Raw genomic sequence first — 25,495 nt, 5'->3', positions numbered from 1 at the left:
GTAATTCTTTTAAAGAATAAATAATCCTTCACTCCCTACACCATTCTTGGATATTCGCATAAAGTAAAATGAATTCCTTGTATCGTATGAACGGAGTGAATAAAATGTCACGAGTAAAGTGGATGAAGATATGATTATTCAAAAATATGGTGGTATTGCTATGCAAGACTATGAGAGCAGGAAATTGATCATTAAACACATTCAAAAAGCAATGAGAAATCATGAACAAGTACTGGTAGTTGTTTCTGCCATGGGAAGAAGAGGTCAACATTATTCAACAGATACACTTTTAGACCTTATTCCAACAACTCTTAGTAGTGTTGAGTCAGATTTACTCTCAGCTTGTGGTGAATTAATTTCTGCATCTGTTTTATGTGCAGAATTAAAAAAAGGAGGAATTAGCACTACAGTTCTTTATGGGAAGAACGCTGGAATCATCACAAATGAAGCATATGGAAACGCAAATATAATAGATGTGAATACAAATATATTGAATTCTACATTCAATGATTTCCCTTGCATTATAGTACCTGGATTTCAAGGTATATCTGAAAAAACACACAATTTCACAACACTTGGTAGAGGTGGAAGTGATTTTACTGCTGTCTTCTATGGGCATCATTTAAAAGCTGAAGTTGTAGAGTTTTATAAAAATGTTCCTGGTGTTATGACATCAGACCCTTCAACAAATAAAACGGTCGAATTAATACCAATAATGTCTTACGAAGAACTTCAAACTATAATAAGCGCACCTGTAGAAATCATTCAAAAAAGAGCAGCTAAATTTGCTGCTCTGTATAAAGTTCCATTGCATATTCGATCTTTATATGAAGACGAAGATGGGACTTTCGTTTTTCATTAATGATTATGGCCTATCCTCTATGGAAGTCGGTCTTTCAATAAGATTCTGCGTATAGTAGTTTCCGTATACCCCTACCCCAGTGTGTGTATACCTTCTACCTAATAGTGTATCTCTATGATTTTTTGAGTTTAACCAACCGTTTACCGCTTCTCCTGCATCAAAATAAAAAGCAGCTGTATTTCCGCCAGCTCTGGAAAACTCTATATTTGATTCTTTTAATGTATCGCTTAACGTAGGAATTTCAGCCAAATCATTTGCTACTACATTATTTTTAGCCATTTCTTTACTTTGCATTCTAGCAATATCTTGCAATGGCATATCTGATTCTAAAACTCTAACACCATGTCTCAGTCGATAGACATTTGTAATTTCAAAAATTTGTCTCTCATTTGCACGGTCTACGGCAATTTGAAAAGAGGAAGTAGGAATTTGAGTTTCTATCATCGAACCATTATATAAAATATCATATGGCTTCTGTAATAAGAGGGTTTCTAAATCAGAAAATCTAACTGCTTCTAGCCGTTTACCAACGACATCAATATATAGAATAGCTAGTAAATTATCAAATTGAACTAAAATTCGGTTATTAATATCATCTTCATTTAATGAAAACGTATATGTATTCGTTCCAATGGAAATTGTAATTTCTGATTGAACGAGCGTAAAACGATAGATATCTTCAATTGACTGGCCAATTTTATATGGTGTAACTTCCACAGAGTTACCAATAGCCAGAACTTGTTTTACTTGGCCTTCGGAAACTCCTACCAGTTGATAACTTGAATAAGAATCATTATACACCCACCACTCAAAACCAAATGAGGAGGGTTCAATTCGAGCTGGTTTTCCTAATAACTTGATTAATTCGGAAGATGGTTGCCCTACTAACACAGAAATACCAGTTTTAGGTCTAGAAAAAATACTGTTTGTTTCGACAGTTCCTTTCGTTTCTTGCGGAATTATTTGTCCAGTGTTATTCGAGCCGGTAAGCAACTCATTTTCTTGAATAGGGTTATCAAAATATATAAACACTGCTAGTACAATAGCAATAGCGATTAAGAAACGAAATAGATTTTTCATCTTATTTATCTCCTTAGGTTTTAATCCATTTTCACTAGTATATCAAGCTTGTATACAAAGACACAATGTTGTCATTGCAACATTTTCAAATTTGAATTAATATTAATGAGAACGTATTATATGGTAATTTGAACGTGAAGGAGGACAATTAAATGGATTTCGAAAACACAGGTATCGAAAACACTGTCATTGATCTAAATGTATTAGATGATGTAATGAAACAGCACGGTCTAATCCGCGCAGGACAATGGGATTATGAGCGCGTTACTTATGACAAAAAATATGAAATAAAAGAAGGTATTTTTTATCTTCGCGTATTTGGCTATACAAAAGATGGCGATGTTGGAGCTCATGATGCCATAATCACATTATTGAAGCCTGCTCTTGGTAAACATTACTATCCACATGGCATTGAATATGGCGAAAATGAGGTTTTCCCAAATCATTTACTTAAGTCTTGTGAGAAGACATTAACTGCACTTAGTGCGGATTTAAAACCTTTTGAACTGAACGCCTAATAAAATGACGCTAGAGAAAATATTCTCTGGCGTTTTTTCATGTTCAAAAGTATAAATTTTGACTATACTTAATATAACAATCATAAGAAGGTGGTACTGCTCTTGTTAAACAAATTTTTTTTTAAGAAATACCTTAAATACTTTTTTCTGATTCTCATCCTTTTGTTGATTGCAATTTTTATCTTGCCTGTCTCAGTTCCTATTGTATTAGCACTCCTTACAGCTATAATAATTGAACCACTAGTTAAATTTACACAAAAAACATTTAAGTGGAATAGAAAACCTGCCGTAATCACAAATTTTTCTTTCTTTTTGTTAATTATTTCAGGAGGACTTTATTTTGGTATTACAAAACTTATCACGCAATTAATATACACTACAAAAATTATTCCTAATTATTTAAATAATTTAACAGGAATGTGGATAGATATTCAAAATAACTTATTTAAATATACAGAAGGATTACCAGCAGAAGTAGTATTATCCATACAGAATAAGTTGGAAGATACTTTAGTAAGTTTAAAAGATTCTTTACTTGATTTATTGAGCTACTCAAATATTACGTCCCTACTAACAAATATCCCAAACTTTTTAGTTAGTTTCATCGTATTCATCGTAGCATTATTTTTATTTATGCTTGATTTGGAACAGTTACGAATAAAGCTTTTTCAATATTTTTCCGAAAGTACTGCAGAAAAGGTACGATTCATGGCAAAAGGCATAAAAAAAGTGGTCATTGGCTTTTTAAAAGCACAAGTATTGGCAAGTTTTTTCATTTTAGCTGCTACCCTAATAGGATTACTGTTAATCGCTCCAAAATATGCAATAGTTATGTCGATTATTATTTGGATTATTGATATTATCCCAATTCTAGGGTCTATTATTATTCTAGCACCTTGGGCTCTCTATCATTTCCTTACTGGGGACGTTGTTTTAGGAACGAAGCTTACTATTCTTGCAGTTATTCTAATTATTATTAGAAGAACAGTGGAACCTAAGTTAATGGGCTCGCAAATGGGCATATCTCCATTAGCAGTCCTAATTGCAATGTTTGTAGGCGCAAAATTATTTGGAATCCTTGGATTTATTATAGGACCAATAATTGTTATATTATTTATTACTGCAAAAGAATCCGGAATGATAAAGCTTAACTTTAAGGTATGAACCATAAAACTGGTTGATAGACTAAGAAAAATGCTAGCATACTTTAAGCGCTCTTGTCTTCTCTATTCCCAGAGTGCTTTGGACGAAGCATCGCTACACTATTACCGGTGTTTTTTTGTGGATCGTGAAGTGACTGCGTCACTTCACGATCCATTTTTCTGGTAATCTTGTAGAAAATGTTTGTCCGTCGCCCTCTTGGAATAGTTAGAGACAAGGTACATAAGGTTTGGATAATGAAAGAATAAATCCTTTCCTATTCTTTTAAAAGCGGACGAAGATGCAATTTCGTCCGCTTAGCACTTCTTTATCTAGGAATGTTATCTATTTTTCGACAAGTCCACCATAATCATTTTTACACAGGATCGCTTAAACTTTTTTCGGGAAAAGTAAAAGTAAAAGTAAAAACAATAAAGTTTTACCTAGAATTGATTGAAGTGATGGTGGCGACTCCAGCGAGATAAGTGAAATGCCACTGAAAAAGTGACTAAATATTTAAATTTGAAAATACCGAAAATTCTCACCCCTGCTTTTATAGGTAAAACCATGAGATTAAGCAGAATCCCCCCAACTTTAGTAGCTAAAAATAACTTTTTTCGGGAATGAAATTTTAATTTTATGGAAAACTGGACTTTTTCAGTGGCCACATGAGTGAGACAAATGAGCCATCACTACGAACCCGTCCACCTGAAACGGAAATCCGCGGTATTATGTAATTCTTAAAAGTACTATGAACACTCGCTTCGCATGGCGATAATCCATATACATTCTTATCTTTAAAGAAAGAATAAAACAGTAGCCAGCATAATTACGCTGACTACTGTTTTATTTTTATAGTTGATTTATCCACCAATTATCGCTTTTATGACAGAAGTTGTATCTCCACCATGATAAAATACATACAACAATAAATAGACTGCTACGCCTGTTATTGCTACAAAGAACCAAATAATGCTTGTAATTGGTCCAATTTTACGGTGCTTGGCAATATTATTCTTTAACCCTAAATAAATCGTTACAATTCCAAACACTGCACCTGTAGTGGCTAATGTAATGTGAAAAATTAAAAATATGGTGTAGTAGATTTTGATGTCTTCCGGTCCACCAAATGCAGTATTACCAATAAATATTGTTCGTGAAACATAGATGATAAAAAAAGCTAAAGCTGATATAGCTGCAGCAAACATCGTCTTCTTATGTGCTTCAATTTTTCTTTGTTTGATTAATACCCAACCGATTGCTATCAAGATAGCACTTAATACGATAAATGAGGTACTAATTGTAGGTAATAGAGGTAAATTCATCATCATTCTCCTTGAATACAACGGTTTATTTTAACAACTAGGCTCTACTTGAATTTTGTAGATCATCTAATGCTTTTTGTGTAATATCATCTGCATTTTCTTGTTCATTTCGATACCACTCAAAGAAAATATAAAATAATACGAATCCATAAATAATTTCTTGAATAATTTTCATAATAACTCCGCCAAGTTGTTGGTCCTCAAATGGAGGCATGTTCGAAAATAGTTCAGGGCCAGATAATGAAAGACCAGCTAATGTATTACTTGGTACACAAAGTGCCATAGCTTTCAACCATGCATCTGGGTTTGTATAAGTAGCATACATTGGTACGTCTGAGAAAATAATAAGCGCACACGCTGGAGTGATTAATACAGCACTGGCTATAATATAACCAATTTTTTTTAATCCGTGTAGTTTATTTTCAACTCCATTGATATCAATAATGGACCACCACATGCAGATTGCAGAAATAAACAAGATAAACGTATAAGTGCCATGCAAACCTTCATTTAATTTAATATAATCAAAAATTAACGGAATATGGTAAAGAGAGAACAGACCTGAAAATAAGATCAAAGCTAACATTGGTCTTGTAAAAAAAGGGAATAACTTTCGAACAACAGGCAACTCCCTTACAGCTTTCCAAACCCACCATGGAATTCCTTTCATCAATATAGGGGGAATCAACATTAACAATATTGCCATTTGTGTCATGTGAAATGAAAACATAATATGACTCATTAAATCTATAGGAGAACCCTTTATAATATACAAAAGGACTAAACTCGTTAGAAAATAAACAACTTCTTTTCGTTTCAATGGTTCTGAAACATGAAAGTCTTTTCTCCATTTTACCGTAATTAAGAAATATAATATTGTAATCAATACTAAAACGCCAATCATGATAGGACTCCACAATGCTTGAAATCCGAATATACTTAAAGGCATAGGTACCTTGCTCCTTCCTGCTACATTACTTTCCTTATTATAATGCTCTACAGCTATAACTTCAATGAACGAACTATGACAAATAAGAAAAACGCAAGCGTCCTTTAAGTTCATTTTGTCTTCTCTATTTCTAGAGTGCTTTGGACGAAACATCTGCTCCTGCGGTTACTCGTCGCAAAAAGAATTTTGGCTACACTATTTCCATGGGAATTTCTGTGGATTGAGAAGTGACTGCGTCACTTCTCAATCCACTTTTTTCTGTAATCTTGTGGCGGTTGTGTGTCCGTCGCCTTCTTGAAAAATGTAAAGACTTAATGCATTTGTTTTGGTTAATGAGAGAATAAATCCTTTCCTATTCTTTTAAAAGCGGATGAAGATGCAATTTCCTCCGCTCAGCGCTTCTTTAATAATGGGTGCTATCTATTTTTCTCTAGTACCACCTACTCTAATGTTACACCCACTGATTCGTGTATACTGTGTACGGAAAACTAAAAAAACTAAAGATCTAAGCCTTGAAATTATACTATGATTCCTTACTAATACTGGATTCTTAGCGATAGCTGGGCAAAATCTTCTTGTTAGGTACTACTCGCTTAATGGATTGCAGTGAAAGGTGGCGACTCCAGACGGAGGCCAACAGGATGTTGGTCACGAAGGCGTTGCCACACGATGTGGCGCTCTTAGCCTTCGTTCCTCGGAGACAGATGTGCCATCGCAAACGACGCGAATGCGGCACCCCCGCGGAACGCGTCCACCTGAAACGAAAATCCACGGTATTATATAATTCTTTAAAGTACTATGAACGCTGGTTTCGCAATACGATAACCCAAATACTTTCTTATCTTTTAAGAAAAACGGAAGATGCAGCATTGAATTTTGTAATGACACTATACGGTAAAGTTATTCTTCCATCTTTGAGAAAACGTAAGCGTCCTTTAAGGGTATGTGAAAATAGTCTTTACAGTTTCCCAAGTGCTTTGGATTAAACGTCAGAGACACTATATGCCAGTTACCAAAAAAAAAGCGAGACTAAGAATAAACTTAGTCCCGCTTTATAATTTTATTTACCACCAAACAATTGTTAAAAACGTAAGGATAAAAGTAAATGCAAAAGTTGCACCTAGATATAAGAAGAAAGCTGTAATACCGTGATTTTTTTCACTCATATGCATGAAGTAGTAAAGTTGTAATACCACTTGAATAGCAGCTAATAGTAATATTACTGGTACAACAAAATACTTTGAAAAACCAGCAGCAACTGAACTAAATGCAACTAATGTCATAAAAATCATAATTGCAAATGTCGTTACTTGATTACGCATTTCTTCTCTTCTTTTACGACGAGTATATTCATACTCTGTTTGTGTTTTCACATAAACGTGAGCGTCGTGTGACATATTAACCAACAACTCCCATCAAGTATACTACAGTAAAGATGAATACCCACACAACATCGATAAAGTGCCAGTATAAAGAAGCAGTATAGTATTTTGGTGCATTATATAAGCTAAATCCGCGTTTTGCATTACGTAAAAGTAGTAAAACAATCCACCCAAGACCAATTACAACGTGAAGACCATGCGTTCCAACTAATGTAAAGAAAGCAGATGAAAATGCACTTTGACCATAATTAAAACCTAAGTGAACATAATGATTAAACTCATAAATCTCTAAAGCTAAGAATCCAAGACCAAGGAATACCGTGATAGCCATCCAAGTTTGCATACCTTTAAAGTTATGGTTTTTCATATGATACATTGCATAAACACTTGTTAAAGATGAAGTTAAAAGCAACATAGTCATAACAAAAGCTAGTGGCAACTCATAAAGTGAATGAGTTGAAAACTCCATTCCACTTGGTCCCTTGTCTTTTAGAGCTAAATAAGTAGCAAATAAACTAGCGAATAATACAGTTTCTCCACCTAGAAATAACCAGAAACCTAAGAATTTGTTTTTACCTTCTAAAGTTACTTGCTCTGGATGATCTGGCCAAGATTGTGGGGTGTACTTCGTATTAAAGTCCATTATTATTTACCCCCTTTTTCATTCATTAATTCTTCTTTGTGAATATGATAACCATGATCATCTTTAAGTGAACGAACTGCCATTGAAAGTAATGTAATACCTAATCCAAGTATGATAACTAATATACCCCATGAATGATCAGCATGGTATAGAGCACCAAATGCAGCTACAAATAATCCAAATGACATCACAAAAGGAATAAATGAGTTGTTAGGCATATGTATATCAGAAATTGGTTCTGCATATGTCATACCTTCTTTATTACCTTCTTGTTTCTCAATCCAAAAAGTATCAAGTCCCCGAACAAGTGGTGTTTGTTTAAAGTTATAATAAGGCACTGGTTGTGGAATAGCCCATTCTAACGTACGGCCATCTTCCCAAGGATCATTACCAACTTTTTCATTTTTTACAATCGTGATAATAATGTTAATAACTAAAATGATAACCCCTATTGCCATTAATCCTGCACCTAAAGAACTGATTAAGTTGAATAAATCCCAACCTTGCCCTTCGCGGAACGTAAATACACGACGTGGCATACCCATTAATCCTAAGAAATGTTGAATAAAGAAAGTACAATGGAATCCAAGGAAGAAGAACCAGAATGTCCATTTCCCTAATTTTTCACTTAACATTTGATTGAACATTAAAGGCCAATATAAGTGTAATGCTGCTAAAATAGCAAGCACTACTCCCCCTACGATTACGTAGTGGAAATGGGCAACGATAAAGTATGAATCGTGCAATTGATAATCTAGTGGAGCGGCAGCTTGCATGATACCAGTTACCCCACCTGCTACGAATGAAGGAATAAATCCTAAAGCATACAGCATTGGAACCGTAACTTTAATACTTCCTCCCCAAATTGTAAGCAACCAGTTAAAAATCTTCATACCTGTAGGAACAGCGATTGCCATTGTAGCAACAGCGAAAATAGCATTTGCTGTTGGTCCTAAACCAACTGTAAACATATGGTGAGCCCAAACCATGAATCCTAAGAAACCGATTAATACAGTTGCAAAAACCATGGATGAATAACCAAATAGTCGTTTACGTGAGAATATAGAGAATATCTCAGAGAATATACCAAAAGCCGGTAATATTAAGATATATACCTCAGGATGCCCGAAAATCCAGAATAAATGCTCCCAGATTATTGTATTACCACCCATTGTATGATCAAAGAAGTTTGCACCGAACATACGGTCAAAGATTAAGAAAAACAAACCAACAGTAAGTGGTGGGAAAGCAAATAGGATTAACGCACTTGCAACAAATGTAGTCCAAGTCATTAATGGCATACGCATGTATGTCATACCCGGAGCACGCATATTTATAATTGTTACTAGGAAGTTAATACCTCCAATATAAGTTCCGGCACCGGCTATTTGAAGCCCGAGTGCATAGAAGTCAATACCATGTCCTGGTGAAGCCAATGATAATGATGCATACGACGTCCATCCTGCATCAGGTGCGCCACCTAAGAACCAAGATAAGTTAAGGAAAATTCCTCCGAATAGGAACAACCAAAAACCAAGAGCATTCAGAAATGGGAATGCAACGTCACGTGCACCAATCTGAAGTGGCATAACTGCATTCATAAATCCAAATAATATTGGCATGGCCGCTAAGAAAATCATCGTTGTACCATGCATTGTAATAATTTCGTTAAATAAGCCTGCACTAACAAAATCATTATCCGGTTTTGCTAATTGTATACGAATTAGCATTGCCTCAAGACCACCGATTACGAAAAACAAACCGCCGGCAGCGAGGTAAAGGATAGCGATTTTTTTATGGTCGACTGTCGTTAAGAAGTCCCATACAGAAGCGCCAAAGCCTTTTTTCTTTGCGATTGAACTCACAACTCTAACCTCCTTAAATTTTATCTATTGTGTTACTTTTCAACAGATAATTCCATCAAATAATCCGCAAGAGCATCTAATTGCTCATCAGTAAATTTTTTGCCATTGTTTAAATCTTCAGGTTGTGGCATTTTGTTACCTGGTTTATAACTTTGTGGATCATTAATCCATGATTTGATGTTTTCTTTCGTATGATCCATAAATCCAGCAACGCGATTACGGTCTCCAAAAGTACCTAGGTTTGGACCCATGCTTCCGCCTGTACCTGCAACAGAAGTTGCGTGACATCCGATACAACCTGCACTAGAGAATAGAGCTTCACCTTGCTTAGCACTGTCTCCTACTGCAACATGTTCCGTAGATTTCGCTTTTGCTACCCATGCATCAAAATCTGGTCTATTCATTGTTTTTACTTTAAAGTCCATTAAAGCATGAGAAGGACCACAAAGTTCCGCACATTTACCATAGAATACGCCTTGCTCTAAGCCAGCCGATTCTTTGTCAAACTCTAAATAGAATTGATTGACATTATCTACGTTTGTATCCATCTTACCGCCAGCTGTTGGAATCCAAAATGAGTGTTTTACATCAGCTGCTTTCAAATTGAAATATACTTTTTCGTTTGTTGGAACAACTAGTTCCTGTGCAGTTACTACACCTAAATCAGGGTACTCAAACTCCCACCAATAAAGTTTAGCAGTAACGTTTACTGTCAAGGCAGTTTTATTACCTTCTGCATTTACATCTGCCATACCAGCTACATCAGCATGTTTATAAGTATAAAATACTGTCGGAACTGCAAGAATTAATAGAAGAATAATTGGAATAACTGTCCAAATAATTTCTAAAGTATGACTTCCTTCAACTTGCTTAGGGATAAAATCTTCCCCTAATTTTGAACGACGGAACTTCACGATAGCAACTACATAGATAATTCCTACTACAATTATAACTAAAGCCATAATAGCAGAAGAAAGTAGTAGTAAATTAAATTGATCTCTTCCAACTTGTCCAGCAGGTGTAAGCGTCGATAGGTATTCTTCGCCACAACCCGATAGGAAAATCGTTAGAGCTGCTAACACTGAAAAAAGTCGCCATTTTTTAAGCCCTTTCATCATAGCTAAATCAAACCCCTCTTTCATTGTTGTATTCATGTGCTGTTGGACTGCGGTTCATTTTATATGAATTCTTGGTGACTAAAGAAAGAATTCCAATAGGATAAAATTACTTTACTGTAATCTTCCCTTTTTTAGAAAAGGTAGACTACTTCTGATTCAAGTTAAATAAAAATAGAAAAGATAATCATTGATACGAACAGGATGGTCATATAGTTTAATGAATAAACAAACATACCAGTTGCCCATTTCAAATCATCTTTTACCCGGAAACCTTTAATTGCAAGTATAAGCCAACCGATATTTAATAACGTAGCTAATACTAGAAAGGAAATTCCAAGATCCATTAACAAAAATGGTAAAGGGAACAAAAAGATTACCCATAGAAGCATCGAACGCTTTGTACGTGCAAATCCTTTCACAACTGGAAGCATTGGTATACCTGCTGCTCTATATTCTTCTGTTCGTTTCATTGCAAGAGCATAAAAATGTGGTGGTTGCCACACAAACATAATTAAGAATAATGCAAGAGCTCCGTAGCTTAAGCCTGGTTCTACAGCAGCCCATCCGATTAAAGGTGGTATTGCTCCTGATATACTTCCTACTATTGTGTTACTAACATGCTTTCTTTTTGACCACATCGAATAAAGAACCACATAACTAATGATACCCGCCAGTCCCCAAATTCCAGCAGATGTTGAAGCCAGGAATAATAAAATTTCACCTACAACTAATAAAGTAAGAGAAGTTGTCAGTACGGCAATCGGTTTAAACCTTCCAGTAACAGTGGGTCTAGCTCTTTTACTTTTCATAATAGGGTCAATATCACGATCTATATAATTATTCATCGCACCAGATCCGGCGATTATGAAAGCCGCACCAAAAAGCGTATAAAACATTAGATCTAGTTCCTGAAGAAAATTACGGTTAGTAAATTGAAAAGCTAACCAAATACCAGTAAACGTTGTTATTAAATTCGAATTGACAATCCCAATCTTAATAAGTGCTAGAAAGTCTTTTATGAAAGAAGTTGTTTCTGGAACTTTGTCAGTCTCGGTAGTAGCGGTAATTGATTGACTATTTGACATACTGCCTCTCCTTTCAAAGTTGTAAGCATATTCCGCTACCTTTTACTATATCGAAAAACCTTATTAATTTCCATAGTGAATAAGTTTTTTTGATAATAAGTTATATGTTTACCTTACAAAAGAGTAACAATATTAATAGTAAATCATTTCCTCTACTGTTTTGTGAAGGTTCAAGCACGAATTTATGAACAATTTGTGAAATGGCACTATCAACTTTTAGTGTTCAATGTATAAACATTGTTTTTTCTTTCATATTTCGATATTATCAAAAAGCAGATACCGTCATTTAAGACGATCAACATACATAAAGTAGGTGGCACATTGCACATTCATAAAATTTTAAAATGGTTAGCTGTAGCTTCTACTGTTGGAATGCTTCTCATTCTTTTAGGAGGAGCGCTTGTTACGAAAACCGACAGCGGGATGGGTTGTGGAAGACATTGGCCTGGCTGTAATGGGCAACTTATACCAGATAAGATAACAACTGAAGTACTAATTGAATTTTCACATCGGGTAGTTACAGGTGCTGTTGGAATACTAATTGTAGCTTTAGCCATTTGGGCATGGCGTGCACTTGGACATGTTCGTGAAACAAAGTTTTTATCAATTATGGCTGTTTTTTTCTTAGTACTACAAGCTTTAATCGGTGCAGCACAAGTAAAATGGGGACAAGGCGATTTTATACTCGCATTGCATTTTGGAATTTCTCTCATTTCTTTTGCAGCCGTCTTATTACTCACACTACTCATTTTTGAAGTAGATAGAAAATTTGACACGGATAAAATTAGAATAGGTAAAACATTAAAGTTTCATACAATTGGAGTTACACTTTATTCCTATATAGTAGTATATTCGGGTGCTCTTGTTCGTCATACAAAATCTAGCCTGGTTTGTAAAGACTGGCCCCTGTGTAGAAATGATGAGTTTTCATTGCCTACAAACTTATATGAGTGGGTACAAATGGGGCATCGAGCGGCTGCTGGGTTGATTATTATTTGGATAATTATTATTGCCATTCATGCTTTTAGAAACTATAAAGAACAGCGAGCAATTTATTGGGGTTGGATTACCGCTTTAATTCTTGTTCTCTGCCAAGCTTGCACTGGTATGTTAATAGTATTTACTAAACTAAATTTGTATATTGCGTTGTTGCATTCTTTATTTGTTTCATTACTATTTGGTTTGTTATGTTATATGGTTCTGTTATTATCCCGAAGTCGATTGAAGATATAAGTTAAACCTAAGCTCCCTTTAACAGCTTCTTGTCTTCAATATTCCCTGAGTGCTTCGGACTAAACATTGGATACACAATTAACGAGAACTTTTATGGAGAATCTGGATGTGACTCGGTCAAATCCAGATTCTCTTTTTTCGTTAATTTTGTGGCGGATGTGGGTCCGTCGCCCTCTTGAAATATGTAGATACAAGGTACATAAGGTTTGGATAATGAGAGAATAAAACCTTTCGTATTCTTTTAAAAGTGGACGAAGATGCAATTTCGTCCGCTCAGCGCTTCTTTAACAATAGTTGCTATCTATTTTTTTAGGTTCCACCAACTCTAATCATCTACCCAATGAATAATTTCTCCTTTAGAAATTGCAAATAAAAGAAAAAAATAAAAATCAAGACCTAGCGAGTTGAAAGTTTCCAGTTATCCGGTCCTACCCTATGCATCTCCGTCTAAATACTCCTTATAATCACTAATTCATTATTTAGACAAAGCATATTGTCTTACTTATTTGCACTGTTGAGTGGAGTGGAAAGCGGCGACTCCTAGGATATTAGCAAACTAATCAAGACCCCGGACTAAAGCGTAACGAAGGAAACGGCTTGATTTGTTTGCTTCAGGAAAGCGGCTGCATGCAGCGGAAATCAACCTGTTCTTGGCATAAAAGCTTTTTATATTTCTTGCCTTAAAAAAAGCTGTTTGACAAAGTTAATTGTCAAACAGCTTTTTTATTATTCTTTTCCTATTTCAATTAAAAGATCTCCAGTGGCTATTGCTTCTCCTGCAACTACATGAATCTCTTTTATCACTCCATTAAATGGAGCTTGTACAGTCGTTTCCATTTTCATTGCCTCTGTAATAAGTAAATGCTGTCCCCTTTTTACTTTACTTCCGATAGATACAGCAACTTTGAGAACAGTGCCAGGCATTGTGGCACCTATATGTTGCTCATTTGCCACTTCAGCTTTGGATTTAGATAGATGACTCACTTCAATTGTCATATCTTGAATTGATATTTCACGTGGTTGTCCATTCAATTCAAAATAAATAATTCGATTTCCATCGCTCATTGGTTCACTTATAGAAACTAATTTAATAATTAATGTCTTCCCTATTTCTATTTCTTCACCGAGCCTCATTCCATAAAAGAATGTTGGAGTGTCAAGAACAGAAACATCCCCAAAATTATTTTCCATCGCAGAATATTCATCAAATACTTTAGGATATAACGTATAAGCTAAAATCTCCTGACTCGTAACTGGACGCCCTAATTTATTGAATAAGTCTTCTCTCATCACTTGAAAATCTACTGGTTCAAGCAATTCTCCGGGTCTAACGGTAATCGCTTGGCGATTTTTTAAAATCACTTTTTGAAGCTCTTTTGGAAAACCACCGTACGGTTGACCAATATATCCTTCAAAAAACTCGATAACCGAGTCTGGGAAGTCGATAGTTTTCCCTCTCGTAATCACTGAAATTTCATCTAAATTGTTTTGTACCATGAATAGCGCCATATCTCCAACTACCTTAGAGGAAGGTGTGACTTTTACTACATCACCAAATAGTAAATTTACACGGGAATACATTTCTTTTACTTCTTCCCAACGCTCTCCTAAACCTACTCCTTTTGCTTGTTGTTGAAGATTGCTATACTGTCCACCAGGCATTTCATGCACATAAATCTCTGTATGGGGGCTAATCATGCCACTTTCAAAGTCTTTATAGTATTTACGAACATCTTCCCAATAGTAGGAGATTTTTTCAAATGCACGTACATCCCCTATTACTTCTCTACTTCCTCCATTCATCGCATAACTTAAAGTACTTGCGCTAGGTTGAGAAGTTAAACCTGCCATTGCACCTAAAGCAGTATCGACGATGTCTACACCTGCTTCAATAGCTTTTGCGTACATATAAATGCCATTACCACTAGTATCATGAGAGTGTAAGTGTATAGGTAAGTCTGTCACGCTTTTAATTTCGCTTATTAGACGATAAGCAGCTTCCGGCTTCAGTAATCCAGCCATATCTTTAATCGCCAAAATATGAGCCCCAGAAGCCTCTAATTCTTTTGCCATATCTTTGTAGTACTTAACCGTATACTTCGAGCGAGAGTCATCTAAAATGTCTCCTGTGTAACATATAGCTGCTTCGGCAATCTTACCCGATTGTCTGGTAGCATCAATTGCCACTTCCATTCCTTTAATCCAGTTCAAACTATCAAAAATACGGAATACATCAATACCCGCTTCCGCCGATTCCTGAATAAATTCACGAATTACATTATCGGGATAGTTTTTATAGCCTACTGCATTTGCTCCTCGAAATAGCATTTGAAAAAGAACGTTTGGAATCATTTTTCTCATTTTTAATAAACGATCCCAAGGATTTTCTTTTAAGAATCGGTAGGCTACGTCAAATGTAGCTCCACCCCACATTTCATAAGAGAATAAATTATGCATCCCACTAGCCGATTCTTTCGCAATTTGAAACATATCATGTGAACGAACTCTCGTTGCAAGAAGCGATTGATGCGCGTCTCTAAATGTTGTATCTGTTAATAACACACCTTGTTGTTCCTTCACCCACTTGATGACACCTTGTACACCTTGTTGTTCTAGAATTTGTTTAGTGCCAGATGTCGGAGGAATGGAATTATCCATCTTTGGTTTTCTAACAGAACTAAAAATGGGTTTAGATTTTTGCTCTATTCCAGGAAAACCATTTACTGTAACATTCCCAATATAATTTAATATTTTTGTTCCACGATCTTTTCTATTTGGGAATAAAAATAACTCTGGAGTGGTATCAATAAAACTAGTATTAAAATGTCCTGATAAAAAACTTGGGTGCTTCACTACATTCTCCAAAAAAGGGATATTTGTTTTAATCCCCCTTATTCTGAATTCCTGCAAATTTCTGACCATTTTAGCTGCAGCTTCGCCAAAAGACATACCCCATGTAGAAACTTTAACTAATAAAGAATCATAATACGGCGTAATAACGGCACCTTGGAATCCATTCCCAGCATCTAAACGTACGCCAAATCCTCCACCAGAGCGATATACCATTAGTTTTCCTGTATCAGGCATGAAACTATTTAACGGATCTTCAGTTGTTACACGAGACTGAATAGCAAAACCAAAAAGTGGAATATTTTCTTGATTCGGAATTCCCATTTCATCACTATTTAACGCTAAACCACTCGCAATTTTAATTTGTGCATGGACGATATCAACACCAGTAATCATTTCTGTTATCGTATGTTCCACCTGTATTCGGGGATTTACTTCGATAAAGTAAAACTTATCATTCGTCACTAAGAACTCAACAGTGCCTGCATTTATGTAAGATACATTATTCATTAACTGAACTGCAGCCTGGCAAATTTCATCTCGAAGTGCTGGACTTAAAGAATTAGACGGTGCTATTTCTACCACCTTTTGATGTCTTCTTTGGATTGAACAATCACGTTCATACAGATGAATTAAGTTACCCAATGTATCTCCAAGGATTTGAACTTCTATATGTTTTGGTTGATCAATAAATTTCTCTACATAAACTTCATCTGATCCAAAAGCCGCCTTGGCTTCCGATTTAGCACGTTCGTAGGCGCTTTCAAGTTCCTCTTCAGAAAGAACAACGCGCATTCCCCGTCCACCGCCACCTAGAGAGGCTTTAATAATAAGCGGATAACCGTGTATTTTACCAAATGCCTGTATCTCTTCAATACTTACTACTGGTCCATTACTACCGGGAATAACAGGGATTCCAGCATTGACCGCCTGTTTACGTGCCTTAACTTTGTCACCAAACATATCTAAATGCTCGGAAGTCGGTCCGATGAAAATAATTCCTTCTTGTTCACAACGTCTTGCAAAATCTACGTTTTCTGCTAAAAAACCATATCCAGGGTGGATTGCGTCTGCTTTACTTTCTTTCGCAATCCGAATAATATCTTCCATATCCAAATAAGCATCAATGGGCTTTTTCCCTTCTCCAACCAAATAAGATTCATCTGATTTAAAACGATGGAAGGATCCACTATCTTCTCTTGAATAAATGGCTACAGTTCGAAGATTCAATTCCGTACAAGCTCGAAATATTCGAATTGCTATTTCTCCTCTGTTCGCAACTACTATTTTATTAATTTTATCCAATACTAAACACCCCTTATCCCTTGGTTTTCTCGTACTTTGTAAACATAGATACATTCATCAATATACCGATTGCAGCAGATAATAATATAACGGATGTTCCTCCATAACTAATGAATGGGAGCGGAACACCGGTAAGTGGGATTATTCCCAACATGCCACCTAAGTTAACAAACGTTTGAAACCCGATAATACTACCAATCCCCGCAGCAATCATTCGGGCTTGGGGATCTTTTGTAGATATAGCAATCATGATCGCTTTAAATACAAGGAAAAACAGTCCACAAAGTACAACTAGAACACCTATTAAACCCAGTTCTTCCGCAATAATGGCCATGATAAAATCTGTATGTGGTTCAGGAAGATAACCAAATTTTTGATTAGAATTGCCTAATCCAAGCCCTTTTAAACCACCTGCTCCGATTGCAATATACCCATTTACAATTTGATAACCGTAACCTTGTTCGTAATCGAAAGGATGGAAGAACGCTTCTAATCGTCCAAGTCGTTTCTCAGTAATGAATTGGTCTTTCATCATATAAATCACAAAGAATCCAACGGTTAAAACAACACCAATTAATCCAATAAATTTTGCAAATGATTTGAATTTTATTCCACTAGCTGCAATAACAGAAATTGCAACAAAACCAATGATCATTGTATTCCCAACATCGGTTTCTAACATAACCGAAACAAATACAAAAAACAGCACTATTAGTGGTGGGCCAACTGATTCATTTAACTTATCTAACGTTCCATTTTCATGTTTTTTCGCAAATATTCCAGCAAAATATAAAACAATAATAATCTTTGCAACTTCTGAAGGTTGTAAGTTTCCAAAACCTAAATGAATCCAACTTTGGGAACCACTTTCTCCTCCGGTTCCAATAATATGCACTAAAAATAAAAGAGTAAACATGATAAGAAGCATAAATTGCATCATGGCTTTATTTTTATAATGCTTATATGGGAAAAAAGCAGTTAACAAGAATGCGGGTATACATAGCAATAAATTTAGTCGTTGCTTTTTGAAAAAATAATCTGGCTCCCAGCCATAATTAAGAACTGACCAGCCATAACTAGCACTATAAATCATCACAAGTCCAAACAAACACAGGACTAAATAAACAAAAAATAAGGGGTAATCAAAGTTTTTTAAATATCGTTTTATATACGGAATCATTTTGTAAAACCTCTATTTCATAATTAAGAGTAGATATATTAATCTATCACTCTTTTAAATATTTCTAGAAAAAAAACTCAAACAGAAATTTGTTTGAGTTTTGCAATTATTTTTCTGTATGGATCTCATGTAAAATTGATAACTCTTTTTCAAGTGAAGCCATAATTTCTCTTCCTTCACTTTTCTCTAAAAGTCCAAGCTTTACCGCAAAATCAATTTCACGTGACAAACCAAACATTTGAGTGTCTAGAACTTCTTCGTATAGAGGACATTGAGGCATAGTTAAATTATCCATCTGCACTTTTATAAGCTGCGCAATCTTTTCAGCATCTCTTTTTAAAAGTTCTACTGCTTTGTCTTGATACGAAAGTTGTATATTAGTATCCATGAGGACTCCCCCATTATTTATAATTTCTAATTCTCTAGCTCCCTAAAGTGTATCTTTTGTGATGAAAAAATGCAAGTTTTCTCTCATTCCCTTTTTTCAGAATAGAATAGATAACTTCTTACTTTGCAACTTTTAGACTCTATCGACTTATCCCGACAGGCAATAGCACATCCTTTTTCTTTTTTTAGTTAATTATTCTTTTAGACTTCTCCATTTAACGGTATACTTGTTTAGATTAGATAGTTTAGAGGAGGCAATTTTTTTGGAATCCATTATTCCCATTAAAGGTGCAGTTAAATTCAATATTACTTTAGATCCTACAGTATGGATTTTTGATGACCGAAGAATCGACTTGGATGACTTTTTTTCTGGTAGTTATGAATACAAAGATGAGTTAGAGGAATATACAAAAGTTACATCTGCTCATTGGTCACGTGAAATAATAGAAGGTGCTACATTCCCTCCTACTTTACAAACCGAAAAAAAATATGAACGTACTAAAGTATTAACAAGTACTTTTGGAGTTGAGTTGAAACAATTCATATTAAATGCTGAGCCATTACAGGGTGCAACTACACTCATTATTAAAACTTCAGAAGGGGACTATTCATTTTCTTTAGATGAACTAGACTCATTATTATTAAAGTTCAGTCATAAAGGAAAACCACTTCGTGAAGATGGTCCTGTTCATATTCTAAAAAAAGACGGATCAAATATTAATGATCCAATAAAACATGTTACAGCATTCCACATAGAATAGGAGTAGGTTTTATGAAGGTACAATGTGCCATTTGCGATCGAATTGATGAACTTTCCAATGATTTGCCACTAGCAAAAAAGTTGAGAAACCGCCCTATTCACACTTATATGTGCCAAATATGTCACGATCGAATAGAAGTAAAAACAAAAGCTCGATTGGCAACCGGTAAGTTCATTTTCTATAAAAGCTCTAAACTTATTGAAAATGAATTTTAACTAAGGAAAACGCAAACGTCTTTTAAGTGTATCTGGCCTTTACCAATTCCTGAGTGCTTTGGACAAAACAATTGCTACACTATTACCGTTGGAATTTTTGTGGATCGTGAAGTGACTACGTCACTTCACGATCCATTTTTTCGGTAACCTTGTGGCGGATGTTTGTCCGTCGCCCTCTTAGAATATGTTGAAACAAGGTACATAAAGTATGGATAATGAGAGAATAAATCCTTTCCTATTCTTTTAAGAACGAACGAAGATGTAATTTCGTCCGCTCTGCACTTCTTTATCAAGAGCTGCTACCTATTTTTCTCAAATTTCACAGGATTACCGGTATTATTAAGTTCAAATGCCAAACTAAAAAGTTAAAAACTGTCAAAGAGCGACTAATTGTAAGGTGAAAACTACAGATTCTACACTGAAAGCAACCAATCCATGAACTAAGCAACCAATTTTATCTTGAAAGCAACCATTTCTCTATGTAAAGAGTTAACTTTGAGTGAGATGGTACAAAACAACTTTAGACAATCCTATGCAACTAAAAATACAATGAACACGGTAGTTAATATACTAACTAATTCTTTAATTGGTCTCGTTTTCACTATTTCCTTAGTGCATCGCCTAAAACACAAGTTACACTATTACTATTTAAAGCTATGGATCGTGAAGTGACTACATCACTTCACGATCCATTTTTTCCGGTAATCTTGTGACGATTATTTGTCTTTCTCCTTCTTGAGATCCCTAGAGAGAAGGTGCTCGTAAAAGAAAAAAGACTGTAGGAAAACTCGATAATAATCGAGTTTTCCTACAGTCTGAAGCTCTGATACAAATGTAGTGGAGCTAGCTTGCATTAATCTATAATTCTTTAGAATGTATTATGCAGTTGGACTTTGTTTTCTTTCAAGTCGTAAACGAATTTTGTATATGATAAGGATTAATGCAGCTACAATTAGTCCTTCGACAACTGGAAGGAAAAAAGCTAAAAACGTCAACATTAAACAACCTATCAACAAAAATGCATAAATAACTATGTTTTGTCCTAAACGTAATTTTTTCGCAAATCCAAGTTTGTAAACAACCACGGATAGCAAGAAAATAACTAAATATAATACATAACCTGCTATGTCAAATGATGGCATAGTCTCGTATATAAAACGTGAAATGCTAGACATTCTATCAAGTACTTGCTGTTCCTCCAAGGTTATTCACCCTTTCAGTTCCTATTCAAGTTCTGCATTTTTCTTTTTCTTCGTTACTCGTTCGCGTTCGCTCTTCTCAAGAACTTTTTTACGTAAACGGATTGATTGAGGAGTAATTTCTAAATACTCATCATCCCCTAAGAACTCAATTGCTTCTTCAAGCGTTAAAATACGAGGTCTCTTAATCACGTTCGTTTGATCTTTGTTAGCTGAACGAATATTTGTTTTTTGTTTTGCTTTAGTAATATTTACTGTGATATCAGCATCACGAGTATTTTCTCCGACAATCATACCTTCATAAATATCAGTTCCTGGTTCAACGAATAGAGTACCACGGTCTTCAATACCCATCATACCGTAAGTTGTTGATTTACCTGTTTCCATAGAAACAAGAACACCTTGGTGACGTCCACCAACACGGCCAGAAACTACTGGTTGGTAGCTATCGAAAGTATGGTTGATAATACCATAACCTTTAGTAAGGGACATGAATTCTGTTGTATAACCGATTAATCCACGAGCGGGAACCATAAAGATTAAACGAACTTGTCCACTACCGTTATTTACCATATCAACCATTTCGCCTTTACGAGTACCCATAGATTCAATAATTGAACCTACACTATCTTCTGGTACATCAATTTGAACGCGTTCAATTGGCTCACATTTTTTGCCATCAATTTCACGAATAATTACTTCTGGCTTAGATACTTGTAATTCAAAACCTTCACGACGCATATTTTCGATTAAAATCGACAAATGAAGCTCTCCGCGACCTGAAACAGTCCAAGCATCAGGTGAATCAGTATCTTCAACACGTAAAGATACGTCTGTTTCTAATTGAGAACGAAGACGCTCTTCAATTTTACTTGAAGTAATCCATTTACCTTCACGACCAACGAATGGTGAGTTGTTTGTTAAAAAAGTCATTTGTAATGTTGGCTCATCAATTCGTAGTGGAACTAAAGCTTCTTGATGTGATGTAGGACAAACTGTTTCCCCTACGTTAATATCTTCCATCCCAGAAACAGCGATTAAATCTCCAGCTTTTGCTGATTGAATTTCTTCACGTTTTAAACCAAAGAAACCGAATAATTTAGTTACACGGTAGTTTTTAACTTTACCATCTAGTTTCATTAAAGAAACTTGTTGACCTACTTCAATTGTTCCGCGGAATACGCGACCAATACCAATACGTCCTACATAATCATTATAGTCAAGTAATGCTACTTGGAATTGTAATGGCTCTTCTGAGTTATCAATTGGTGCAGGGATGGACTCGATAACTTTTTCAAATAGACATTTCATGTCTTCTTCTTGGTTAGCTGGATCAGCATCTAATGAAGCCGTACCATTAACACCAGAAGCATAAACAACTGGGAACTCTAATTGATCTTCGTCTGCACCTAATTCGATAAATAATTCCAAAACTTCATCTACTACTTCTAATGGACGAGCTGAATCTTTATCTACTTTGTTTACTACAACAATAGGTGTTAATCTTTGTTCTAACGCTTTTTTCAAAACGAAACGCGTTTGTGGCATACAACCTTCATATGCATCAACAACTAGTAAAACGCCATCTACCATTTTTAGTATACGTTCAACTTCTCCACCGAAGTCAGCATGTCCAGGTGTATCAAGGATATTGATACGTGTACCATGATAATCTACAGCTGTATTTTTTGCTAATATAGTAATTCCGCGCTCACGTTCGATATCATTCGAGTCCATTGCTCTTTCGTCAACGTGCTCGTTAGAACGGAACGTTCCCGATTGTTTTAATAATTGGTCGACTAAAGTCGTTTTCCCATGGTCAACGTGTGCTATAATTGCAATGTTTCTTAAATCTTGACGTAAATTTGTCATATTTCCACTCCATATTCTTTTTTCGAGTCCATAACTGTGTTATTATATCACAAGTGAAACTAAAGTAATAATATTTTTAATCTTTTATTTTTGGAGGTAATCATTTTGACCAATATCAAATGGATTTTTGTTCTATATTCTCTTGGGGCAATTTTGTCTATGGCATTTATCGGAATTGCTATAGCATTAAGAAGCTTCTTATTAATTATCCTTAGCATTGCTCTACTTTGCGTAATCATGGGCTATGGTTTTAAAACAAAGAAAAAAATGCGTGATAAAGGATTATTATAAAGAAGGTCGGCAATTAATTTTGCCGACCATTTCTTATTTTAATTGAATATAATTAGTTATTAATTCTTTATGCAGACTTGGCTTCGCAATAAGAAAAGTTCCTTGTCCTAACAAATTAACAGGTTCATTTGCAAGATTTGTTACGATTGCCCCAACTTCTTTCGCAATTATCATCCCGCCTGCGATATCCCACGGTGATAAACGCATAGACATGTAGGCATCCAGTTTCCCTGTAACTACATAGGATATTTCAATTGCTGCTGAACCATACGATCTAGTGCCTCTAACTTTTTGTAAAAGCTTCACCATTCCCTCGTGCTCCATGTATTTATTTGGAACCACCCAACTTGCATTAATACCAATGATAGATTGCTCCAAGTTCACTTGTTTAACCGTTGGAATACGAATATCATTTATAAATGCTCCTTCATCTAGGGTTGCAGATATTAAAACGTCATCCATCACATTATAGATATAACCAAGTATTCCTACCCCATCTTTAAATATCCCTAAAGATATAGCAAAGTTCGTTTTTTGGTGAATGAAATTCATTGTGCCATCGATTGGATCTAACATCCATACATAGCCGTCTAAATCATGTATGTCATCTCCGAAACCTTCTTCTCCCAAAATACGGTGATCTGGATAATCACGTTTTATATGATGGATAAAAAATTGTTCCGTTTCCTTATCTATATTTGTCACTAAATCATTTGCTTCAGATTTTGTTTCAATTAATAGATCCGTTGCAAAAGAAGATCTTATTCTTCCAGCTGCTACCTTGATTAAAGATTTGGCATATTTATCCAGCTTATGTAAATTCACTATATCCACCCTCTCTTCACATCACCTTGCCTTTTAAGTATAAAGAAAAAAACACCAGCTGTCTTTCAATTAAGCAGGTGTTTTCTATGTGTTGTTCAAAAGTAAAACGTTAGTCAAGTGCATTTAGTTCTTTCAACGAATTATGAATTTCCATTAACTTAACTTTGGTTTGGTATATTTCTTTTTCATTTTTATTACTGATTGCATCAAAAAGAGTAGCTAATTCATAGTCCAACTCCAATTTCAATGTGAAAATTTTTTCTCTTTCCAAGTCATTTTTACGAATAATATGAACAACCTGTCTCATTACTAACACCCCTTCACTTTTTATTATAATATTCAAAATATTTATAATAATTTACGCTTATATAAAATAATTGTCAATCAAAAATTCTACTTACATGATTTTTACCCATATTTGCTATAAAATAAACATACAAAGTGAAAGGAGTTTTCAAATGAGTAAGAAATTTTGGGAAGAGAAAGATTTTAACGTATTCCAAATAGATGGGTTAGAGAATAGAATGGAAGCATTAAGCTCCAATATACGTCCAAAATTTGAGGAATTAGGAAAAAAGTATAGCTTATTCTTTTCTGGTGTCCTCGGAGATGAATACTTTGCCCATGTTGCAAAACATGCTAGACGCTCTGTAAATCCTCCCAAAGATAGTTGGGTAGCATTTTCACCTTATAAAAGGGGATATAAAGCATTACCTCATTTCCAAATTGGCTTATGGGGAAGTCATTTATTTCTTATTTTGGCAGTCATCTATGAGGCTCCCGATAAAGTTGTCATTGCCGAAAGACTATTAAAGAAAAAATCATTGTTTAATAGAATTCCAAGTGATTTTATTGTTTCGGGTGATCATATGAAGCAAGAAGCAATTCTTCTGAAGAATGCTAAAAAAACTGATCTTGAGCAATTATTAACTCGGCTACGTGATGTAAAAAAAGGAGAATTTCTTGTAGGTAGACATATCGCTAAAGAAGAAGCAGTAAAACTTTCAGAAGAGGAATTTTTACTTTTAGCGGAAGAGACTTTCGAGCAATTACTACCAATTTATAGAACCATGATTAATATCAAGTAAGAGGATTCCTCCAATAATTTGCCTTATAAACAACCTATTGGAGGTGTTTTTCAACCTCTAATCAACACTCCATCCGTATTTTCTTTCATTTTTTTAATGATTGGATAGCTTGCATACCCACTTTCTTTTTCAAATTCACGAAAGTATGTTTTTTCTTCTGCAATAGATGGAACAATTTCTTTAAAGCGACGATACTTTTTCAGTAGTTCTTCACGCTTTACACCTTTTTCATATGCATTTTCGATTGCCTCAAAAAACTGCACTACATCTATAATTTCATTGGTCGACCAGTCTAGCGAGAATGGATATGTATAGTCCATTT

At 35.1% G+C, this 25,495-nt stretch carries 24 protein-coding genes; 8 read left to right on the top strand and 16 right to left on the bottom strand.

The annotated features are described in order from the left end of the window. The first annotated feature begins 130 nt into the window (after positions 1–130). Positions 131–862, top strand: a complete 732-nt coding sequence (locus PB01_RS05655; protein WP_225986180.1) for an amino acid kinase family protein — start codon at positions 131–133, stop codon at positions 860–862. A gap of 3 nt (positions 863–865) precedes the next feature. Here PB01_RS05655 and PB01_RS05650 read toward each other — a convergent pair whose 3' ends face one another. Then, positions 866–1,942, bottom strand: a complete 1,077-nt coding sequence (locus PB01_RS05650; protein WP_151699293.1) for a CAP domain-containing protein — start codon at positions 1,940–1,942, stop codon at positions 866–868. Positions 1,943–2,094: 152 nt separating this feature from the next. Here PB01_RS05650 and PB01_RS05645 point away from each other — a divergent pair, with 152 nt between their 5' ends. Further along, entirely contained in the window at positions 2,095–2,460 is a 366-nt protein-coding gene (locus PB01_RS05645; protein ID WP_151699292.1) for a YugN family protein, read from the top strand. A 102-nt stretch (positions 2,461–2,562) separates the two neighbouring features. Beyond that, positions 2,563–3,624 (top strand): sporulation integral membrane protein YtvI, encoded by a 1,062-nt coding sequence (gene ytvI / locus PB01_RS05640; RefSeq protein WP_192797485.1) that lies wholly within the window; start codon positions 2,563–2,565, stop codon positions 3,622–3,624. A gap of 839 nt (positions 3,625–4,463) precedes the next feature. Here ytvI and PB01_RS05635 read toward each other — a convergent pair. The 7 genes from PB01_RS05635 to cyoE all read right to left on the bottom strand — a co-directional run bounded on the left by PB01_RS05635 (position 4,464) and on the right by cyoE (position 11,967). Then, positions 4,464–4,925: a DUF420 domain-containing protein gene (locus PB01_RS05635; protein WP_192797484.1), complete on the bottom strand. Its 462-nt coding sequence runs from the start codon at positions 4,923–4,925 to the stop codon at positions 4,464–4,466. Positions 4,926–4,962: 37 nt separating this feature from the next. Beyond that, entirely contained in the window at positions 4,963–5,874 is a 912-nt protein-coding gene (gene ctaG, locus PB01_RS05630; protein WP_151699291.1) for a cytochrome c oxidase assembly factor CtaG, read from the bottom strand. Positions 5,875–6,938: 1,064 nt separating this feature from the next. Then, complete coding sequence (gene ctaF, locus PB01_RS05625; RefSeq protein WP_151699290.1) at positions 6,939–7,271, bottom strand: cytochrome c oxidase subunit IVB; 333 nt, start codon at positions 7,269–7,271, stop codon at positions 6,939–6,941. A 1-nt stretch (position 7,272) separates the two neighbouring features. After that, complete coding sequence (locus PB01_RS05620) at positions 7,273–7,899, bottom strand: cytochrome (ubi)quinol oxidase subunit III (RefSeq protein ID WP_151699289.1); 627 nt, start codon at positions 7,897–7,899, stop codon at positions 7,273–7,275. A gap of 2 nt (positions 7,900–7,901) precedes the next feature. Then, positions 7,902–9,764, bottom strand: coding sequence for a cytochrome c oxidase subunit I (locus PB01_RS05615; protein WP_151699288.1), 1,863 nt, complete (start codon positions 9,762–9,764; stop codon positions 7,902–7,904). Between the two features lie 32 nt (positions 9,765–9,796). Then, positions 9,797–10,882 (bottom strand): cytochrome c oxidase subunit II, encoded by a 1,086-nt coding sequence (coxB, locus tag PB01_RS05610; protein ID WP_151701979.1) that lies wholly within the window; start codon positions 10,880–10,882, stop codon positions 9,797–9,799. A 161-nt stretch (positions 10,883–11,043) separates the two neighbouring features. After that, positions 11,044–11,967, bottom strand: coding sequence for a heme o synthase (gene cyoE, locus PB01_RS05605; protein WP_151699287.1), 924 nt, complete (start codon positions 11,965–11,967; stop codon positions 11,044–11,046). A 321-nt stretch (positions 11,968–12,288) separates the two neighbouring features. Between cyoE and PB01_RS05600 the strand changes: the two genes are divergently transcribed. Then, entirely contained in the window at positions 12,289–13,200 is a 912-nt protein-coding gene (locus tag PB01_RS05600; RefSeq protein WP_151699286.1) for a COX15/CtaA family protein, read from the top strand. Between the two features lie 726 nt (positions 13,201–13,926). Here the strand turns inward: PB01_RS05600 and pyc are convergent. From pyc to PB01_RS05585, 3 genes are all read right to left on the bottom strand, one after another. Then, on the bottom strand, positions 13,927–17,355 hold the full coding sequence (gene pyc / locus PB01_RS05595; RefSeq protein WP_151699285.1) for a pyruvate carboxylase: 3,429 nt from the start codon (positions 17,353–17,355) through the stop codon (positions 13,927–13,929). 13 nt (positions 17,356–17,368) lie between these two features. Further along, positions 17,369–18,535, bottom strand: a complete 1,167-nt coding sequence (locus tag PB01_RS05590) for an FtsW/RodA/SpoVE family cell cycle protein (protein ID WP_151699284.1) — start codon at positions 18,533–18,535, stop codon at positions 17,369–17,371. 106 nt (positions 18,536–18,641) lie between these two features. Then, positions 18,642–18,923 (bottom strand): Fpa/YlaN family protein, encoded by a 282-nt coding sequence (locus PB01_RS05585; RefSeq protein ID WP_151699283.1) that lies wholly within the window; start codon positions 18,921–18,923, stop codon positions 18,642–18,644. Positions 18,924–19,185: 262 nt separating this feature from the next. On the opposite strand from PB01_RS05585, the gene PB01_RS05580 reads away from it, so the two are divergent. Both PB01_RS05580 and PB01_RS05575 read left to right on the top strand, forming a co-directional pair. Next, positions 19,186–19,683, top strand: coding sequence for a peptidyl-prolyl cis-trans isomerase (locus PB01_RS05580; RefSeq protein ID WP_151699282.1), 498 nt, complete (start codon positions 19,186–19,188; stop codon positions 19,681–19,683). Between the two features lie 11 nt (positions 19,684–19,694). Beyond that, positions 19,695–19,898, top strand: a complete 204-nt coding sequence (locus PB01_RS05575; protein WP_151699281.1) for a YlaI family protein — start codon at positions 19,695–19,697, stop codon at positions 19,896–19,898. Positions 19,899–20,776: 878 nt separating this feature from the next. Here PB01_RS05575 and PB01_RS05570 read toward each other — a convergent pair. Next, on the bottom strand, positions 20,777–21,100 hold the full coding sequence (locus PB01_RS05570) for a YlaH-like family protein (RefSeq protein WP_225986179.1): 324 nt from the start codon (positions 21,098–21,100) through the stop codon (positions 20,777–20,779). 21 nt (positions 21,101–21,121) lie between these two features. Further along, a complete protein-coding gene (gene typA, locus PB01_RS05565) occupies positions 21,122–22,969 on the bottom strand; it encodes a translational GTPase TypA (protein WP_151699280.1) in 1,848 nt (615 codons plus the stop codon). A gap of 105 nt (positions 22,970–23,074) precedes the next feature. Between typA and PB01_RS05560 the strand changes: the two genes are divergently transcribed. After that, positions 23,075–23,260 carry a YlaF family protein gene (locus PB01_RS05560; protein WP_151699279.1) on the top strand — a complete coding sequence of 62 codons (186 nt, stop codon included), beginning with the start codon at positions 23,075–23,077 and terminating at the stop codon, positions 23,258–23,260. Between the two features lie 33 nt (positions 23,261–23,293). On the opposite strand, the gene PB01_RS05555 is transcribed toward PB01_RS05560, so the two are convergent. Continuing rightward, entirely contained in the window at positions 23,294–24,085 is a 792-nt protein-coding gene (locus PB01_RS05555) for an inositol monophosphatase family protein (RefSeq protein ID WP_151699278.1), read from the bottom strand. A gap of 109 nt (positions 24,086–24,194) precedes the next feature. Beyond that, positions 24,195–24,392, bottom strand: coding sequence for a hypothetical protein (locus PB01_RS05550; protein WP_151699277.1), 198 nt, complete (start codon positions 24,390–24,392; stop codon positions 24,195–24,197). 151 nt (positions 24,393–24,543) lie between these two features. Here PB01_RS05550 and PB01_RS05545 point away from each other — a divergent pair, with 151 nt between their 5' ends. Beyond that, the gene (locus tag PB01_RS05545) at positions 24,544–25,173 is read left to right on the top strand and encodes a YktB family protein (RefSeq protein WP_151699276.1); all 630 of its coding nucleotides are present in this window, start codon (positions 24,544–24,546) and stop codon (positions 25,171–25,173) included. Positions 25,174–25,223: 50 nt separating this feature from the next. Here PB01_RS05545 and PB01_RS05540 read toward each other — a convergent pair whose 3' ends face one another. Then, entirely contained in the window at positions 25,224–25,493 is a 270-nt protein-coding gene (locus tag PB01_RS05540; protein ID WP_151699275.1) for a UPF0223 family protein, read from the bottom strand. Between the last annotated feature and the right edge of the window lie 2 nt (positions 25,494–25,495).

It is taken from the genome of Psychrobacillus glaciei (assembly GCF_008973485.1).
Lineage (GTDB): Bacteria > Bacillota > Bacilli > Bacillales_A > Planococcaceae > Psychrobacillus > Psychrobacillus glaciei.
This window is presented reverse-complemented; position numbering and strand designations above follow the sequence as displayed.

Coding starts and splice junctions, on each gene's coding strand:
- PB01_RS05655 (WP_225986180.1), top strand. CDS start 131: ATGATTATTCAAAAATATGGTGGTATTGCTATGCAAGACTATGAGAGC.
- PB01_RS05650 (WP_151699293.1), bottom strand. CDS start 1,942: ATGAAAAATCTATTTCGTTTCTTAATCGCTATTGCTATTGTACTAGCA.
- PB01_RS05645 (WP_151699292.1), top strand. CDS start 2,095: ATGGATTTCGAAAACACAGGTATCGAAAACACTGTCATTGATCTAAAT.
- PB01_RS05635 (WP_192797484.1), bottom strand. CDS start 4,925: ATGAATTTACCTCTATTACCTACAATTAGTACCTCATTTATCGTATTA.
- ctaG (WP_151699291.1), bottom strand. CDS start 5,874: ATGCCTTTAAGTATATTCGGATTTCAAGCATTGTGGAGTCCTATCATG.
- ctaF (WP_151699290.1), bottom strand. CDS start 7,271: ATGTCACACGACGCTCACGTTTATGTGAAAACACAAACAGAGTATGAA.
- PB01_RS05620 (WP_151699289.1), bottom strand. CDS start 7,899: ATGGACTTTAATACGAAGTACACCCCACAATCTTGGCCAGATCATCCA.
- coxB (WP_151701979.1), bottom strand. CDS start 10,882: ATGATGAAAGGGCTTAAAAAATGGCGACTTTTTTCAGTGTTAGCAGCT.
- cyoE (WP_151699287.1), bottom strand. CDS start 11,967: ATGTCAAATAGTCAATCAATTACCGCTACTACCGAGACTGACAAAGTT.
- PB01_RS05590 (WP_151699284.1), bottom strand. CDS start 18,535: ATGATTCCGTATATAAAACGATATTTAAAAAACTTTGATTACCCCTTA.
- PB01_RS05585 (WP_151699283.1), bottom strand. CDS start 18,923: ATGGATACTAATATACAACTTTCGTATCAAGACAAAGCAGTAGAACTT.
- PB01_RS05575 (WP_151699281.1), top strand. CDS start 19,695: ATGAAGGTACAATGTGCCATTTGCGATCGAATTGATGAACTTTCCAAT.
- typA (WP_151699280.1), bottom strand. CDS start 22,969: ATGACAAATTTACGTCAAGATTTAAGAAACATTGCAATTATAGCACAC.
- PB01_RS05550 (WP_151699277.1), bottom strand. CDS start 24,392: ATGAGACAGGTTGTTCATATTATTCGTAAAAATGACTTGGAAAGAGAA.
- PB01_RS05545 (WP_151699276.1), top strand. CDS start 24,544: ATGAGTAAGAAATTTTGGGAAGAGAAAGATTTTAACGTATTCCAAATA.
- PB01_RS05540 (WP_151699275.1), bottom strand. CDS start 25,493: ATGGACTATACATATCCATTCTCGCTAGACTGGTCGACCAATGAAATT.